We start from the raw sequence: 16,624 nt of genomic DNA on the forward strand, positions 1-16,624 counted from the left end.
TATCAATAACGAATAAATAACAAAACAGATATGGACAGAAAAGATTTTTTAAAGAAAGGATTACTCGGAACAGGAATGTTTGTAGCAACCGCATCATTGGGAAATACAATGAAAAATGAGATTGACGAAATCGAACCTTTGGAACCAATCGGATACAATCATTTACCGAATACCGATTCAAAAATTAAAGACAATTCTGTGATTCACAAAGCGGATTCCAGAGGGAAGGCAGACCACGGCTGGTTGGTGAGCAATCACACGTTCAGTTTTGCGAATTATCACAATCCGGAGAGAATGCACTTCGGTGTTCTCCGAGTTTTGAATGATGATAAAGTGGAGGCGGGAAGAGGCTTTGGAACACATCCGCACGACAATATGGAGATTATCAGCATTCCGTTGGAAGGCGATTTGGAGCACAAAGACAGTATGGGAAATTCTGCGATTATCAAGAGTGGAGATATCCAGGTTATGAGTGCCGGAACAGGAATTATGCACAGCGAATTCAATAAAAATAATGACAGTTTGGTGAAGTTTCTTCAAATTTGGGTTTATCCAAATAAAAGAAACGTGACACCCCGATATGACCAAATTACTTTAGACAAATCAAAAGGACAGAACCAGTTCCAGCAGATTCTTTCTCCAAATGCTGATGACGAAGGCGTTTGGATTCATCAGGATGCTTGGTTTCACTTAGGAAACTTCGAAAATAATGTTGAAACCAATTATCAAATCAAGAAAAAAGGAAACGGTGTGTATGCTTTTATTTTAAAAGGAAGCGCAGAAATCGAAGGACAAAATGTTGAAACAAGAGATGGTTTCGGAGTTTGGGATATTGCAGATCTTAATATCAAATCAACATCAGAAGGCACAAAAATTTTATTGATGGAAGTTCCGATGACGATGTAGTATAAATAAAATATTCTCAATTATTTATCGGTTTTCGGTTGATGATGACTAAGCTATCGATTGAAAGAAAATTTCGCATAATTTTTTTACTGCTATTCATTTCCGTAAATTTGATCTATAAAAATAAAATAAATCTTAAGTAAGAATGGAAAAGTATAATTATGGAGTCATCGGTCTCGGAGTCATGGGTAGAAATCTGCTTTATAATATTGCTGATAATGGTTTTTCTACAGCAGGATTCGATTTGGATGAGGAGAAGGTAAGAGAGCTTCACAATGGAGCAACTCCAGGAACTTCTGTTACAGGAACAGCTTCTTTGGAAGATTTTGTGTCAGCATTGGAGAGCCCTAGAAAAATTATTTTAATGGTTCCCGCAGGCAAACCGGTAGATGCTGTTTTAGAAAGCATTATACCATTACTTAGCCCAAAAGACATTGTAATTGACGCAGGGAATTCTTATTTCAAGGATACCGAAAGACGTATTGCTGATTTGGCATCTAAAAACCTTCATTTTATGGGAATGGGTGTTTCAGGTGGTGAACAAGGTGCGAGAAGAGGCCCAAGCATAATGCCTGGAGGTGATTTGGAAGCTTTTAAATTAATACAGCCCATGCTGGAATTAATTTCAGCAAAAGTTAATGGTGAAGCCTGCACAGCTTACATGGGCAAAGGTTCTGCCGGAAACTATGTGAAAATGGTTCACAACGGTATCGAATATGCCATTATGCAATTAATTAGTGAGGCTTACGATCTGTTGAGAAAGGGGGCAAAACTAAGCACTGATCAGTTATACGAAGTTTTTAAAAAATGGAACGAAGGAGAAATGAATTCTTTCCTCATTGAAATCACCAGAGATATTTTCAAACAAAAAGATGATTTGACAGATGGTTTTCTTGTCGATCAAATTTTAGATAGAGCCGGAGCAAAAGGAACAGGAAAATGGACCTCTGAGCAGGCAATGGAAATCGGTGTCTCAATCCCGACAATCGACATTGCTGTAACTTCAAGAATTTTATCTGCTTATAAAGATGAGCGTATTAAGGCGTCTCAATTATATATCAAAGAAGAAGTTGCCACTCCTGAAAACATAGAATTGTTTATTAAAGAAGTTGGCGATGCATTATATTTGGCAACTTTGATCAGTTATGCTCAAGGTCTTGCATTGCTGGTGAAAGCTTCTGAAGAATACAAGTTTGATATTCCTTTAAAAGACGTTGTCAAAATCTGGAGAGGCGGTTGTATTATACGTTCTGTCTTGTTGGAAAAATTCTACACAGCTTATACTGAAAATCCAAACTTGTCTAATATTTTATTGAATAGAGAAATTTCTGAAATCGTAAAATCTAAAGTTAAACCGTTGCGAAATACTGCGTCGTTTGCTGTTTCAAACGGAATCCCAAGTTTAGGAATCCAATCAGCTTTAGGCTATTTTGATGCATACTCAACAGATACTTTGCCGGTAAATCTTATTCAGGCTCAGCGTGATTATTTTGGGGCTCACACGTATCAACGGATTGACCAGGAAGGTATTTTTCACACATTATGGAACACCGAAAATATTTAAATTTCAGAAAATGAGCGACAATACAATCTTGCACCCAACGACTATCGTAATTTTTGGTGCGACTGGAGATTTGGCCAAAAGAAAGCTTTTTCCTGCGTTTTATAATTTATATGTGGATGGCAGAATGCCAAAAGGCTTCAATATTCTAGCTTTGGGAAGAGCTGAGAATACAGATGAAAAATTTAGATCCTATGTCAAAGAAAATTTGGAGAGCTTTTCGAGAAGAACTGTAACATCCGAAGACTGGGCTGGCTTCCAGGCACACATCACCTATTTTCAACATCAGTTGGATGATGTGGACTCTTATCAGAATTTGTATGAGAAACTGGGAGATTTTGATAAAGTTTATGGCGTGAGAGGAAATAGACTTTTCTATCTGTCGATCGCTCCTAATTTTGTTTCGGTAATTTCAAATCATCTTAAAAATACAGCCATAGCTTCTGACTCGGATAAAGACCGAATTATCATAGAGAAACCTTTCGGACATGATAAAGCATCTGCCATCGAACTGAATGATCTGCTCTCACAGACCTTTGAGGAAGAACAGATCTACCGGATCGACCATTATTTAGGAAAAGAAACCGTTCAGAATATTTTGGCATTCAGATTTGGAAATTCCATTTTTGAACCTTTATGGAATCATAGACATATAGAATCTGTTCAAATTACCGTTGCGGAAGAGGTCGGCGTAGAGACGAGAGCCAGTTTTTACGAACAGACCGGCGCTTTGCGTGATATGATCCAGAACCATCTTTTGCAGATACTTTGCATGGTTGCAATGGAACCGCCCATTTCATTGGAGTCTGGCGAAATTAGAGATCGTAAGGTTGATGTTTTAAAATCAATCCGTAGAATCTCACCCGACAAAGTTGACCATTATGCAGTGAGAGGTCAGTATGGAAAAGGAAAGGTAAATGGTGCCAAAGTAAATGGTTACAGGCAGGAAGAAGGCATTGCACCTGATTCAAACACAGAAACCTTTGTCGCTATCAAATTTTATTTAGATAATGAAAGATGGGAAAATGTTCCTTTCTACGTTCGTACCGGAAAGAAGATGAAAGAAAAGCATTCTTACATTACAATCCAATTCAAACCGCTTCCTCATTCTACATTTTCAGAAAGTAAATCTCTTCTGTCAGCTAATAGATTGGTGATCAATATTCAGCCACAAATGGATATCAGGCTACAGTTCATGTCAAAAAAACCTGGACTTTCATTGGAATTGAAACCTGTCGAAATGATCTTTGACAATTTTGCCTGTCAGACAGATACACCCGAAGCTTACGAAACGCTTTTATTGGAAGCTCTTGTTGGAGATCTTACCTTGTTTATGCGTTCGGATCAGGTAGAAGAGGCGTGGGATGTTGTGAAAACGATTCAGGAAACTTGGGAAAAAATCACAGATTCTTCTTTTCCGAATTATGAAGCAGGAAGCTGGGGACCTGACGACAGCGACGCTTTGGTGGAAAGACAAGGTCATGAATGGGTTTAAAATCTAATAAAAATTAAAATGAATATTACAATATTTGATACTCTGGAAACTTTGTACAAAAAGTCAGCAGATACTTTTGTAGAGCTTTCAGAAAAAGCCATCCGAAAACAAGACAAATTTGTGGTTGCATTAAGTGGCGGTTCTTCGCCGAAAGCCATTTTCAACTTATTGGCGACTGAGGAATATGCGAATAAAATAGAGTGGAGCAAAGTATTTTTTTTCTGGGTAGATGAAAGATGGGTTTCTCTCGATGATGAAAAAAGTAATTTTAAAATGACTTTAGAAACGCTTTTGGATAAAGTTCCAGTAAACAAAAACCAGGTTTTTCCGATGTATAAAGCCGGAACGGAACCTGAGGATTATGCCAAGGAATATGAAGATCAAATCAGAAATGTTTTAGGAGCTGACGGTATTTTCGATTTTATTCTTTTGGGAATGGGTGATGATGGTCACACAGCTTCACTATTTCCAGGCGAAGCAGTTTTAAAGGAAAAAGAAAAATGGGTCTCAGCTTACTATCTGAAATCTCAGGAAATGTTTAGAATCACACTCACAGAACCAGTCATTAATAAAGCGGAGAATATTTTGGTTATTACATTCGGTAAATCAAAAAAACACGCTTTAAATGAAGTTTTAAATGGAGAATACAATCCCCAATTGTATCCGCTTCAGTTAATTGAAAGGAAAGAAGGATTTCAACTTTTTACTGATAAAGAGACAAGTGTTGAACTATAGATTGTTTGTTTAAAATGAATTGTTAAACTAGTTAAACGCTAGATATACTTTTTCATCATAAATTTGTCATATCATTATTTTAAAAAAAAATAAAAATTATTAGAAAAAGTGATCAACAATTATAATATATAAAAATTAAACAGTCACTTTTACGAGAGTGAAATATTTATAAAAATAGGCTTGGATTTTATTATCTGAGCCTATTTTTTTTGTTTTAGACTAAATCTTATTTTAAGTTTTTATTTAATTTAAATAATTGATTATTAATATTTTAATGTACTGTTTGAATTATTTTTTATCGATTTGAAATATCTGTCTATAATGAACAATAGAAAAGATTAAAATTTTTTTCCAGAAATGTAATTTATTAAACTAGTTAAATGTACAGGGTTTCTCATCGCCGTAAATTTGTCATATCAAAATCAAACAAATACTAAAACAGATTTTGAAAATCAATCTAACATTATAACAAAATAACATTTAAAAATTAAACATTATGAAAAAGTTAATCTTAACATTCGCAACAGTAGTATTATCAGTATCGGCATTCGCTCAAAAAGCAGGAACTTCAATGCTAAACCCTACGAACCACGCTTTGGTTTTAATCGACCACGAAGGACAAATGGCATTCGCAACAAAAAGCATCAGTATGGAAGAGTTAAGAAACAATGTAGCATTAATTGCAGGCGGTTCAAAAATCTTCAATATTCCAACTGTGGTAACAACAGTAGCAGAAAAATCTTTTGCAGGACCTGTTTTCCCGGAAATCTCAGAAGCTTATCCTGAAGCAACAAGCGGATATGTAGATAGAACGACGATGAACACGTGGGAAGATTTGAATGCTCACAAAGCGATTACAGGAAAAAACAAAAAGAAACTGGTTTTGGCTGGTCTATGGACGAGCGTTTGTATCGTAGGTCCGGCTTTATCGGCCATCGACGAAGGTTATGAAGTGTATGTGATTACAGATGCTTCGGGTGATATTTCAAAAGAGGCTCACGACCAGGCGGTTACAAGAATGGTTCAGGCTGGTGCACATCCAATTACATCTGTTCAGTATGTTCTTGAATTACAGAGAGATTGGTCAAGAAAAGAAACGTACAAACCAGTCAATGACTTAATGAAAAAATATGGTGGTGCTTACGGATTAGGAATTCAGTATGCTCAGGATATGCTTAAACACTAATCAAATTTCAACAGTGGCAGGTTGAAAACCGACATGCCATTTTTCTTCAAACCATTAAAAAGTACATTATGAAACCACTCCATAAAATTCTATTCTCATTCGTCCTTGGTGCCGGATTATTCAATGCTCAGAAAGCAGATTTAATTGTAACCAACGGGAAAATCACCACAATGGATGATAAAAATCCAGAAGTTCAGGCTGTTGCCATTAAGGACAACAAAATTTTCCAGACTGGAACAAATGCCCAGATTTTAAAACTAAAAGGAAGCGCTACAAAAATCATTGATGCCAAAGGAAATCGAGTGATTCCGGGATTATTTGACAGTCATTTGCACGTGATTCGTGGCGGAAGATTTTACAATACAGAACTTCGCTGGGATGGTGTGAAAACTTTGAAACGAGCTTTGGAAATGCTGAAAGAACAAGCTCAGAGAACACCAAAAGGGCAGTGGGTAAGAGTAATTGGTGGCTGGAATGAATATCAGTTTGAAGAAAAAAGACTTCCGACTTTGGCAGAAATCAACGAGGCGACAGGTGATGTTCCCGCTTTCGTAATGTATTTGTACGGAAAAGCGTGGTTGAATAAATCAGGTTTGGAACAATTAAAAATCACTGGTGAAACGCCAAATCCGGCTCAGGGTTTAATTGAAAAAGACAGCAATGGTGACCCGACAGGTCTTTTGGTTGCAGAGCCAAACGCATTTATTCTATACTCAACTTTGGCAAAATTGCCTGAGCTAACCGAAGCGGAAAAAGAAAATTCCACATTGCAATATATGACCGAACTGAATCGTCTTGGAGTGACCGCTGTGATGGATGCAGGCGGTGGTTTTCAAAATTTCCCAGACGATTACGGAACAACGGATGCTTTAAATAAAAAAGGAAAAATCACAGTTCGTCTCCCTTATTATCTCTTTGCTCAGAAAAAAGGTTCTGAATTAGCAGATTACACGAAATGGACAGGAATGGTAGACATCGATGACCACGGGCACAACGACCACAACGGAATTGATTATCACGTAGAAGGTGGTGGCGAAAATCTGGTTTCGGACGGTGCTGATTTTGAAAATTTCCTTTTCCCAAGACCCGAATTGCCTGCAACAATGGAAAAAAGTATGAAAGAAGTCCTAAGTCTTTTGGTTAAAAAAAGATGGCCTTTCAGAATCCACGCCACCTACAACGAAAGCATCACAAGATTCTTAAACGTCATCGAAGAAGTAAATCAAGAAACACCTTTGAACGGATTGGTTTGGTTTTTCGACCACGCAGAAACAGTTTCTGAAGACAATATGAAACGCATCAAAGCTCTAGGCGGAGGAATTGCTGTGCAGCACAGAATGGCTTATCAGGGTGAAAGTTTCATCCACCGTTATGGTAAAAAAGCAGCGTTGGCTTCTCCACCCGTAAAGAAAATGCTGGAGATGGGAATTCCGGTAGGATTAGGAACAGACGGAACCAGAGTCGCAAGTTATAATCCGTGGGTGGCTTTGTACTGGATTACTTCGGGAAAAACCTTGGGCGGAACTCAGGTGATGGCCAAAGAAAATGCTTTAGACAGAAAAACAGCGTTGTCGCTTTCCACTTTTGGAGGATATGAATTGATAAAGGATTATGAAAAAGGAAAAATCAAAAAAGGATATTTTGCTGACCTTGCGATTTTGGATAAAGATTATTTCAGTGTTGATGAAGAACAAATCAAAGACATCACTTCAAAACTAACTATCGTTGACGGAAAAGTTGTTTATGGAGACGAAACTTATGAAAATGTTGCTCCGGCTTCACTTCCTGTTCTTCCAGAATGGTCTCCTGTAAAATACTACGGAGGGTATCAGACCAAATAATTCATCATCCATTCTTGGAATCTCAAACCTAAAACAATGAAAAAGCTGATTAAAATATTATTGATTGTTCAAATCATCCTTCCGACGATAGTTTCGGCACAATTTAAATTAATGAGGTTTGATGAAGATTATTCCACTTACAAAGATTCTGCTGACACATTTTACAATTCCATAAAATACATTCCGCTTTCCGAAAAAAACAGTGATAAATATTTATCGTTAGGCGGAGAAGCTAGAGCTGAGTTTGTTTATTTTGAAAATGAAGACTGGGGAAGACTGGGAATCGGAAGCAATCCGTTTTTCATCCAGCGATACACGATTCACGCAGATTTGCATTTAGGTTCACGAGTAAGAGTTTTTGGACAGTTGAGAAGTGCCTGGGAAAACGGCAGAAAAAACGGACCGAGACCAATTGATGAAGACCATTTGAATGTTCAGAACCTTTTCATAGACGTCGATGCTATTAAAAATGAAAAAGAAAAACTCACCGTTCGTGCCGGAAGACAGGAGCTGGACTACGGAAGTGGAAGACTGATTTCTGTGCGCGAAGGTCCCAACCTGAGACTCTATTTTGACGGACTGAAACTGATGTACAAAAGAGGGAACTTCAAATCGGATGCTTTTATGATGATGGCGAGTGAAATTGGCACCGGAGTTTTTGACAACAAACCTTCAAAATCGGTCAATCTTTGGGGAAGTTACAACACTTTGGTTCTTCCGAAAAGCGGAAATCTGGAATTCTATTATTTGGGAATCCATCGTAAGGAAACCCGTTTTGAAGATGGAATAGGAGATGAGACAAGACATACTTTGGGTGGAAGATTTTACAGGTACGGGGGCGGATTTATTTACAATTTTGAAGGCGCCTACCAGTTTGGAAATTTCAATAAAGGAAATATCAGCGCGTGGACAGCCTCTGCAGATATCGGATATATGTTCGAAAACGTAAAAGGAAAACCGACCATCAATCTTCGAAACGATTACATTTCCGGAGACCGAAACAGAGAGGACGGAAAGTTGGGAACCTTCAATCCATTGTATCCAAAAGGTGGTTATTTCGGATTCAATCCGCAAATCGGACCTGTGAATTTGATTGATGTTCATCCGTATGCAACGGTTGATTTGAACAGCAAAATGACGGTGCAGGCTGATGTGGTTTTCAACTGGAGATATTCTACGCAGGACGGCGTTTACAGACCGAGTGGTTCTTTAAACCTGACTTCGATGAACTCCAAAAAGAAATACATCGGAACGGCTTTCCTTGGAAGCTTTAATTATAAAGTCAATAAATCTTTCACTTTCAATACAGGCATTCAGTACTTCAAAACAGGTGAATTTGTGGATGATATTATTGAAAATGACAAAGACGGATTGTTTATTAATTCAAGAATTGTTTATAAGTTTTAACGAATTAATTCGAAAATTTGAGAATGTGTTAATTTGAAAATTTCATTCAATTAATTATCCCACATCAAGAACAATTTTTACTTCTAAGACTACCTTTGAATAACATTTAAACAATATTAAAATCAACAAAATTATAATCAGCCAAAAGCCAATCGCTAAGAGCTAAAAAAACAAAAAAAATATTATGAAAAATACACTAAGAAACACGATAAGCAAATCATTATTAATCGCTGGATTAGCAATATCTACTCTCACGTTCGCACAAACAACAACAGCCAATTCATCTGCAACGCCGGCAAAAGTTGGAACAATGAAAAATTGGGGTTCAGTGGATGGAATTTCTATGATTGGATTGGTTCAGGGGCCATCTTCTGCCGACGCCCAACTGCAGGTTGCCTGTGTTTTTGAATATACAGATAACGACATCCACAGCGCTCAGGCATTGCCTGCCAACTTAAACGGATTGGTTCATTTGGATGACGCTTTGAAGGGTGAATTTACCAACATCAGACAATCAGGTCAGTTCAAAGGACATTCTTTGGAAACCTTATTGATTTCGACAAAAAAAGGTTCTCTGTCTGCGAAAAAATTATTGTTGATTGGTTTGGGCGACAGAAACAAATTTACACCGGAATTGATGACATCGGTGGGAGAGGTTGCTACTCGTGAAGCTATGAGATTAGGTGTGACTAATTTTGCTTTTGCCAGCGACCTTAAAGATGCGGGAATAGATTCTCCCACTGCTCTCGTTGCAGGAAATGTGGTGAAGGGTGTTGTGAGTGCCAACCGCTCTGAAACGTATCTGAAAGAACACAATCTTTCCAAAACTAAGAAATTAAAAAAAGTATATCTGTTGGCTGGTCCGTCTTTCTTTGAAGTTGCAGGTGGCGGAATCCAGACTGCGATTGCGGAAGTGAATAAGAAGTAATTTTGTAATAGAAAGTGAAGGTGAGAGAACCGGTATTTGTTTAAATGCCGGTTCTTTTTATTTACAATAATACTTTGTTACTAAAATTCGATTCCAAATATTACCAAAGCTTAGGAAGAAGTCTGTTGGTTTTTTCTTTATATGTTGCAAAACCTGCGTGTCTAGACATTGATTGGTCTTTTTTGCCCATATTGATAAAGAAATATCCAACCCAGAAAGCCAATACAACCAGTGGAATCCAATGCCAGGCGACGAGAGCAAATGAGCCGTATATCAATATTTCGCCTAAATAATTAGGATTTCTCGTGCGTGCAAAAAGTCCGTCTTCAATTAATCCCTTCTGAATTCTTAAAGTATAAAACTTTTGGGCGTCACCTACATAATGGAGAAAAATTCCCATTGTATAAATAGCTGGAGCCAGCCCGAAAACCCAAACGGGTACATTGGTATGTTCAGAAATAAGCAGGTAAGGTGCGATGTAATAACCAGCCAATGGCAAAAATGGTGTCAGAAGTCCTGTCATAATAGATAATTTCTGTTCAAATCTTTTGTCGGGAAATAGTTTTTGTTTGAGGAGCCAGAGAATGGTGTAAGTGCCGTGCAATCCGAGATATAAAAAAGCGGGCGCACTCCAGTTGTTATAAGTCCACATCAGTAATAAGACGATGGGACTGACTAAAATTTTATGCAGGTTAATCACTGCATTGACAGTTGTTTTCATTTATTTTTTGTTTCTACAAAGGTCATCCTTATAGAAACCTGTTCACTGACACATATGTTACAAAATTACAATCCGGCTATTTTTTTTCGAATCCGGCTTAATGATGGTCGTTCAATTCCGAGATAAGAAGAAAGATGAGTCAAAGGAATCCGGTTAAAGAGTTCAGGATTTTGTGTGATAAATTGAATATAACGCTGTTCTGCCTGGTCAAACTGGAAACTCTCTACTCTGCTTTGAAGCATTTTCAATATTTCCTCTGCCATCAATCTGCCATAACGCTCGAATCCGCTAAACTTTTTATAACCGTTTTGCATATGCTCATAAGGAAGCGTGATAATGGTGCTAGGTTCCAGACATTGAAAATAATATCTGCTGGGCAGTTGATTGAGCAACGAGGGATAATCGGTTACGTACTCATTTTCTTTTGCAAACAAAATCGTGATTTCGTTCCCTTTATCATTGATGTAATATGCTCTGACAAGTCCGCTCGTTAAAAATCCAAGCTGATGATTCTTTTTCCCGGCTTCCATATACATTTCTTTAGATTTAAAATGCTGAACGCTCAATCCGCTTTCCAGATATTCCCATTCCTCTTCAGAACATTCGGGATGAATGCTAAGGATGGCTTCTTTATAAATACTAAATTCCTCCGGCTGTTGAATCATTGCTTTGGATATTGAATGAGTGATTTTGTGTAGTTGATTCGCTTAAAAAACTTATTGATGAATCTGCAAATTATCGATCAATCGATTTTGAATTGTAAAATTAGTTTTTAAAACCAAAATATTTGTTGATTGGTCCGCCTTTATTTGACGTATTGGATGGCGATATTCAAAATGTGATTAATGAAATGAATAAGAAATAGTATTGAAAATTTAAAAAACACCGTCAACTTGGTCAATCCTCGATAAAGAAACATTTATTATTAGCACTAATCCTTTCTGATTGGCAAAAAACAGCTCTGAAATTTCTATAAAGTAATATTGCTAAATCCATTTCATAGCTGACAATTTCAAATTATTTGGTAAGCTAGAATTGTAATTAGTAAATTTTAGATCTGATAAGTTCATTTTTATAAATTAGCAAAATGAAAATCTACAAAGACTTCGCTACTTACAATCAGGAAATTGGTTTATCAAAACCTTTGGATCATGATATCGATGTTGGGTATTACGATCCGCCAAAGATTATCATCAGTTCAAAACCCGTTATTGTCGATTTTTACAGAATTTCAATCAAAATTAAGTACAAGAGAAAATCGACGCCTGACATTGAGCCGGTTTCTGCGGTATTCTTTAATACACCGGATTTAATTATCGAGCCGGGTTGGGATGCAGAGCCCACGTTTAGCGGAATGTACTTACAACTCTCGAAAAAGATCATCGAAGAAAACAGATTTTTGTTCAAAACCTATTTGGATTATGGTCAACACGAAGCTTTGTATTTAACCGACGAAGAAGTGGAGGAGGTGAGTGCCGTTTTCAGGTTGATGATCAAATATTATCAAAGTGAGATAATACATTTTGGAGTCTTGCTTTCTTATGTCAATGTGATGCTTTCCTTGGTAGAATCTTTTTATAAAAGACAATTTTCGACAGATACCAAACAGTACAACCGCATCGTGACAGATTTTCAGCAAAGTCTGATTGATTATTACAATCAGCCTGTAAAACAGCTTCCCAGTGTTCAATACTTTGCAGACCAATTAGGCTTAACGGCAAATTATCTGGGCGACATCGTAAAACATTTCACAAAGAAATCAGCTTTGGAAAACATCCACGAATTTGTCATTAAGAAAGCTAAAGAATTACTGCTGGAAAATGAAAACATGAACACGACCGAAGTGGCTTATGAACTGGGTTTTGAATATCCCAATTACTTTTCGAAATTTTTCAAAAAGCAAGTAAAGCTTACACCAAAAGAATTTCGATTGCAAGCAATGAGTAGAAATTAAATAATCAAAAATACCTTCACAAAAGGTGTTTTTTAATTATCAGTAATTTGTTTCTTTTTTTGTAGTAATCTGTTTCCGTGACGTGAGATATCAGGTTTTAATTTTGTGTAATCATTTTAAACAAAAATATGAAGGCAAAAATAATACTGATAAGCATTTTGACATTGTTATCATTCGGTACAAAAATCAATGCACAAAACAAGTCCGCAAAAGATAGCGCAAAACAGCAAACCGTACTGCTCATCAATGCACATTTAACGTACAAAGGCTTTTCGGAAGGCAAGCTGAACATGGCTTTTTACGACCAGGCCAAAGCATTTTTTATATCTCAAAATTTCAAAGTTTTAGAAACGAAAATTGAGAATGGTTACAATGTGGAACAAGAAGTGGAAAAACATCTGCAAGCCGACATCATCATTTTGCAAACTCCCGTGAAATGGGAAAATACACCCTGGATTTACAAAAAATATGTGGATGAGATTTTCACCAGTGCAATGTTCAGTCAAAAATTTCTAACCGGCGACGGTCGCTCAGAAACAGACCCAACGAAGCAGTATGGAACTGGCGGAAAAATGTATGGGAAAAAGTTTCTCCTTTCTGCCACTTGGAATGCGCCGGAAGAAAGTTTCAACAATCCCAAAAATCCGCTTTGGAAAGGTAAAACTGCGGATGATGCGCTGTTTAATATCGTTGCAAACTATTCGTTCGTTGGCTTTGAAATACTTCCTGGACATTATTGCTATGATGTTTTCCACAACAAACAAATCAAAGAAGATTTAGAAAATTATCCAAAATATCTGAAGAAAATTTTGGGGCTGTAAAATTAAAATCAATTAAAAATATTCAAATAAAATCATAATGGATTTAGGAAAAAAAGTACTCTTAATCAATACCCATTTAAATTATCCCAACTGGAGCGAAGGCAAACTGAATGACGCTTTTCACAAGAAAGCAAAAGAGTTTTTCTTATCAAAAGATTTTGAAGTTTTAGAAACGAAAGTAGAAGTCGGCTACGATGCAGATGAAGAAGTGGAAAAACATTTGCAAGCCGACATTATCATTCTGCAAACGCCTATCAACTGGTTTGGTGCACCGTGGATTTACAAAAAATATGTGGATGAAGTTTTTAACAGCGGATTGCTAAGTGCAAAATTTCTTTCAGGTGATGGCAGAACTCGTGAAGACCTGACTAAACAATACGGAACCGGCGGAAAAATGCAAGGTAAAAAGTTTATGGTTTCCTCAACTTGGAATGCGCCCAAAGCCAGTTTCGGTGATCCGGAGCAATTGCTTTTTGAAGGAAGAAGTACGGCTGATGCTCTTATTCCAATCACAAGTAATTACCGTTTTTGCGGAGTTGAAATTGTGGCAGATTATAACTGTTTTGATATTTTTAAAGATGGCGATATTGCAGGAACTTTAGAAAATTATCCGAGGCATTTGGAACATGTTTTCGGGTTGTAAAGAAGATAATATTAAAATCAGAAGTTGAAATTTTAACTTCAACTTCTGATGGAAGATATTCCACTTTGACTACAATATTCAGAATTTTGGCTACATCTGTAGATTATTTCCTGGCCATCTTTGCACTAACAAAAAAATATACAAAAATGCAAAAAAAATGGACAACAGCTAATATTCCTCAAAAAAACGATGGTTTGGCTGTAATTACAGGCAGTACAGAAGGTATAGGGTTTGAAGATGCGTTGGCATTATCATCAGCAGGATGGAGCGTGATCGTAATGGGGCGCAATTCTCAAAAAGGAGCCGATGCAATTGCCAGAATCCAACAAACGAACCCAAAGGCAAAAGTGAGTTTTGAAAAAATAGACCTTGCAGACTTGTCATCAATCAAAGCATTTGCGTCGAAAATGATTTCAAAAGGTGAAGCCATCGATCTTTTGATTAACAATGCAGGGGTAATGACACCACCAAATAGGCTCGAAACTGCAGATGGTTTTGAGTTACAATTCGGAACAAATCATCTTGGTCACTTTGCATTGACAGCGCAACTGTTGCCGTTGTTACGTAAATCATCTGATGCTCGTGTAGTTACTGTCTCAAGTATAGCCAATCGTGAAGGAATAATTAGTTTTGATGACCTTCAATCCACATCGGCTTATGCTCCAGGCAAAGCGTATAGTCAGGCAAAATTAGCCAACCTTATGTTTGCTTTAGAATTGCAAAGGCAAAGCGAAAAGCACAATTGGGGCATCACAAGTATGGCCACCCATCCAGGTGTTTCCCGAACAAATTTATTGATTACCGGTTCAGGGCGATGGAGTGTCGCAGGAATGGCGAGAACTTTTCTTCCATTTTTGTTCCAGCCCTCTGCACAGGGAGCTTTGCCAACATTATATGCCGCTACTTCTCCTGAAGCTATAGGAGGTGTGTATTATGGACCAGACAAAATGAGTGAGACAAGGGGATTTCCAGCTAGGGCAACAATACCTGGACAAGCAGAGGACTTAAATGTATCTTCAAAATTATGGGAGATTTCGCAAACGCTTACTCAGGTTAATTTTTAGTAAATTGCTTTTAAAATCTCTTAAAGGAGAATCTTAAATCCTTCAAATTGTAATTAAAAAAACAAAAAATGGTAAAAAGTATAATTTCTGCAGTTTTATTAGCAGTGTCGGTCTTCTTGGCAGTCAAGCATGGTTGGGACACGCTCAATTACAAAAAACATCCCGAATCTTTAAAAATGATGAATGAACTCGGTATTACGGAAACAATGATTCCTTTTTTTGGAGGATTGACTTTGCTAATCGGTATTTTGTTGCTCATTCCCAAAACATTTTTTCTAGGCAATATGTTGAATGCAATTTCCATCGTCATCATCATGGCGCTGGCGGTGAAAGCAGAGAATTTCAAAATGGTATTGATGGAAATTCCTTTTCTAATCATGCCTTTGGTGTTGATTTGGTTGAAATATCCATTTGTTAAAACTGTTTAAAATGCAACCATATCGAGTTAAATCCATCACAGACATTCACCGAATAGCCGGAATTGAAAAGCCTAATCATCCATTAATCAGTATTGTAGATGTTTCGAAATTCAGCAATGAAACTAATGTGAACGCAGTTGTTTTTGATTTTTATGCCGTCTCGTTGAAGCGTGGTTGCGACAATCTATTGTACGGTCAGCAGAAATATGATTTTGATGAAGGTTTGATGGCGTTTATGTCGCCCGGACAAATTTTGCGTGGCGAAGAGAGTGGGGTTCCGCCCGATATGACAGGTTGGATGATGTTTATTCACCCTGACTTTTTGTGGAACACAGCTTTAGCAAAAAAGATAAAACAGTATGAATACTTTGGTTATGCCACCAACGAGGCTTTGTTTCTTTCCGACAAAGAAGAAACGATGATGAACGGCATTATTGAAAACATTCGCAACGAGTACAATGCTAATATTGATAAATTCAGCCAAGATGTAATTATTGCTCAATTGGAATTACTTTTTACTTATGCACAACGTTTTTATGAGCGTCAATTCATCACACGGAAAATCACAAATAATCAGATTTTAGGTAAGCTGGAAGATGTTTTGGAAAAGTATTTCAACAACGAAGATTTAGCATCGGAGGGTTTACCGACCGTACAATTCGTCGCAGATTCATTGAATATTTCCGCCAAATATTTAGGCAGTTTATTGAAACAATTAACAGGAATGTCTACCCAACAGCACATCCACGAAAAGCTGATTTCAAAAGCCAAAGAAAAATTGTCCACTACCGAACTCTCTGTTTCAGAAATCGCTTATGCTTTGGGATTTGAACATTCGCAAAGTTTCAGCAAATTGTTTAAGACAAAGACCAAGCAAAGTCCATTGGAATTCAGGGCTAAATTTAATTAAGAAAATCAAAAAATCCCATTCAACAAATTAGTA

Annotated in this window: 16 protein-coding genes; 14 read left to right on the plus strand and 2 right to left on the minus strand. The window is 37.1% G+C overall.

The annotated features are described in order from the left end of the window. Positions 1-30 precede the first annotated feature (30 nt). From IO90_RS15110 to IO90_RS15145, 8 genes are all read left to right on the plus strand, one after another. Complete coding sequence (locus IO90_RS15110) at positions 31-906, plus strand: pirin family protein (protein ID WP_034968316.1); 876 nt, start codon at positions 31-33, stop codon at positions 904-906. A gap of 145 nt (positions 907-1,051) precedes the next feature. Beyond that, positions 1,052-2,470 (plus strand): NADP-dependent phosphogluconate dehydrogenase, encoded by a 1,419-nt coding sequence (gndA, locus tag IO90_RS15115; RefSeq protein WP_034968318.1) that lies wholly within the window; start codon positions 1,052-1,054, stop codon positions 2,468-2,470. Positions 2,471-2,480: 10 nt separating this feature from the next. After that, complete coding sequence (gene zwf, locus IO90_RS15120; protein WP_034969350.1) at positions 2,481-3,962, plus strand: glucose-6-phosphate dehydrogenase; 1,482 nt, start codon at positions 2,481-2,483, stop codon at positions 3,960-3,962. An 18-nt stretch (positions 3,963-3,980) separates the two neighbouring features. Continuing rightward, a complete protein-coding gene (gene pgl, locus IO90_RS15125; RefSeq protein WP_034968320.1) occupies positions 3,981-4,697 on the plus strand; it encodes a 6-phosphogluconolactonase in 717 nt (238 codons plus the stop codon). A 496-nt stretch (positions 4,698-5,193) separates the two neighbouring features. Next, complete coding sequence (locus IO90_RS15130; RefSeq protein ID WP_034968322.1) at positions 5,194-5,883, plus strand: hydrolase; 690 nt, start codon at positions 5,194-5,196, stop codon at positions 5,881-5,883. A gap of 68 nt (positions 5,884-5,951) precedes the next feature. Next, positions 5,952-7,724 carry an amidohydrolase gene (locus IO90_RS15135; RefSeq protein WP_034968324.1) on the plus strand — a complete coding sequence of 591 codons (1,773 nt, stop codon included), beginning with the start codon at positions 5,952-5,954 and terminating at the stop codon, positions 7,722-7,724. A gap of 36 nt (positions 7,725-7,760) precedes the next feature. Then, positions 7,761-9,131 carry an alginate export family protein gene (locus tag IO90_RS15140; protein WP_034968327.1) on the plus strand — a complete coding sequence of 457 codons (1,371 nt, stop codon included), beginning with the start codon at positions 7,761-7,763 and terminating at the stop codon, positions 9,129-9,131. A gap of 184 nt (positions 9,132-9,315) precedes the next feature. Further along, positions 9,316-10,059, plus strand: a complete 744-nt coding sequence (locus IO90_RS15145) for a M17 family peptidase N-terminal domain-containing protein (protein ID WP_034968330.1) — start codon at positions 9,316-9,318, stop codon at positions 10,057-10,059. Positions 10,060-10,159: 100 nt separating this feature from the next. Here the strand turns inward: IO90_RS15145 and IO90_RS15150 are convergent, their stop codons facing one another. Next, positions 10,160-10,780: a methyltransferase family protein gene (locus tag IO90_RS15150; protein ID WP_034968333.1), complete on the minus strand. Its 621-nt coding sequence runs from the start codon at positions 10,778-10,780 to the stop codon at positions 10,160-10,162. 65 nt (positions 10,781-10,845) lie between these two features. Continuing rightward, entirely contained in the window at positions 10,846-11,445 is a 600-nt protein-coding gene (locus tag IO90_RS15155; protein WP_034968336.1) for a Crp/Fnr family transcriptional regulator, read from the minus strand. Between the two features lie 422 nt (positions 11,446-11,867). Between IO90_RS15155 and IO90_RS15160 the strand changes: the two genes are divergently transcribed. The 6 genes from IO90_RS15160 (at position 11,868) to IO90_RS15185 (ending at position 16,591) form a co-directional block, all read left to right on the plus strand. Then, positions 11,868-12,734 (plus strand): helix-turn-helix domain-containing protein, encoded by an 867-nt coding sequence (locus IO90_RS15160; RefSeq protein WP_051878742.1) that lies wholly within the window; start codon positions 11,868-11,870, stop codon positions 12,732-12,734. Positions 12,735-12,862: 128 nt separating this feature from the next. Then, the gene (locus IO90_RS15165; protein ID WP_081871831.1) at positions 12,863-13,555 is read left to right on the plus strand and encodes an NAD(P)H-dependent oxidoreductase; all 693 of its coding nucleotides are present in this window, start codon (positions 12,863-12,865) and stop codon (positions 13,553-13,555) included. Between the two features lie 37 nt (positions 13,556-13,592). Beyond that, positions 13,593-14,198 (plus strand): NAD(P)H-dependent oxidoreductase, encoded by a 606-nt coding sequence (locus tag IO90_RS15170; protein WP_034968338.1) that lies wholly within the window; start codon positions 13,593-13,595, stop codon positions 14,196-14,198. An 86-nt stretch (positions 14,199-14,284) separates the two neighbouring features. After that, a complete protein-coding gene (locus tag IO90_RS15175) occupies positions 14,285-15,262 on the plus strand; it encodes an SDR family oxidoreductase (RefSeq protein WP_228374693.1) in 978 nt (325 codons plus the stop codon). Positions 15,263-15,330: 68 nt separating this feature from the next. Continuing rightward, positions 15,331-15,690, plus strand: coding sequence for a hypothetical protein (locus IO90_RS15180; RefSeq protein ID WP_034968341.1), 360 nt, complete (start codon positions 15,331-15,333; stop codon positions 15,688-15,690). Position 15,691: 1 nt separating this feature from the next. Continuing rightward, the gene (locus tag IO90_RS15185; RefSeq protein ID WP_034968343.1) at positions 15,692-16,591 is read left to right on the plus strand and encodes a helix-turn-helix domain-containing protein; all 900 of its coding nucleotides are present in this window, start codon (positions 15,692-15,694) and stop codon (positions 16,589-16,591) included. Positions 16,592-16,624 lie beyond the last annotated feature (33 nt).

Origin of the sequence: Chryseobacterium sp. FH1, from assembly GCF_000735135.1 — a bacterium.
Lineage (GTDB): Bacteria > Bacteroidota > Bacteroidia > Flavobacteriales > Weeksellaceae > Epilithonimonas.

Excerpts from the sequence above, each read along its gene's own strand:
- IO90_RS15130 (WP_034968322.1), top strand. The coding sequence starts at position 5,194 with ATGAAAAAGTTAATCTTAACATTCGCAACAGTAGTATTATCAGTATCG.
- IO90_RS15135 (WP_034968324.1), top strand. The coding sequence starts at position 5,952 with ATGAAACCACTCCATAAAATTCTATTCTCATTCGTCCTTGGTGCCGGA.
- zwf (WP_034969350.1), top strand. The coding sequence starts at position 2,481 with ATGAGCGACAATACAATCTTGCACCCAACGACTATCGTAATTTTTGGT.
- IO90_RS15185 (WP_034968343.1), top strand. The coding sequence starts at position 15,692 with ATGCAACCATATCGAGTTAAATCCATCACAGACATTCACCGAATAGCC.
- IO90_RS15150 (WP_034968333.1), bottom strand. The coding sequence starts at position 10,780 with ATGAAAACAACTGTCAATGCAGTGATTAACCTGCATAAAATTTTAGTC.
- IO90_RS15160 (WP_051878742.1), top strand. The coding sequence starts at position 11,868 with ATGAAAATCTACAAAGACTTCGCTACTTACAATCAGGAAATTGGTTTA.
- IO90_RS15165 (WP_081871831.1), top strand. The coding sequence starts at position 12,863 with ATGAAGGCAAAAATAATACTGATAAGCATTTTGACATTGTTATCATTC.
- IO90_RS15180 (WP_034968341.1), top strand. The coding sequence starts at position 15,331 with ATGGTAAAAAGTATAATTTCTGCAGTTTTATTAGCAGTGTCGGTCTTC.
- IO90_RS15170 (WP_034968338.1), top strand. The coding sequence starts at position 13,593 with ATGGATTTAGGAAAAAAAGTACTCTTAATCAATACCCATTTAAATTAT.
- IO90_RS15110 (WP_034968316.1), top strand. The coding sequence starts at position 31 with ATGGACAGAAAAGATTTTTTAAAGAAAGGATTACTCGGAACAGGAATG.
- IO90_RS15140 (WP_034968327.1), top strand. The coding sequence starts at position 7,761 with ATGAAAAAGCTGATTAAAATATTATTGATTGTTCAAATCATCCTTCCG.
- gndA (WP_034968318.1), top strand. The coding sequence starts at position 1,052 with ATGGAAAAGTATAATTATGGAGTCATCGGTCTCGGAGTCATGGGTAGA.
- IO90_RS15155 (WP_034968336.1), bottom strand. The coding sequence starts at position 11,445 with ATGATTCAACAGCCGGAGGAATTTAGTATTTATAAAGAAGCCATCCTT.
- IO90_RS15145 (WP_034968330.1), top strand. The coding sequence starts at position 9,316 with ATGAAAAATACACTAAGAAACACGATAAGCAAATCATTATTAATCGCT.
- pgl (WP_034968320.1), top strand. The coding sequence starts at position 3,981 with ATGAATATTACAATATTTGATACTCTGGAAACTTTGTACAAAAAGTCA.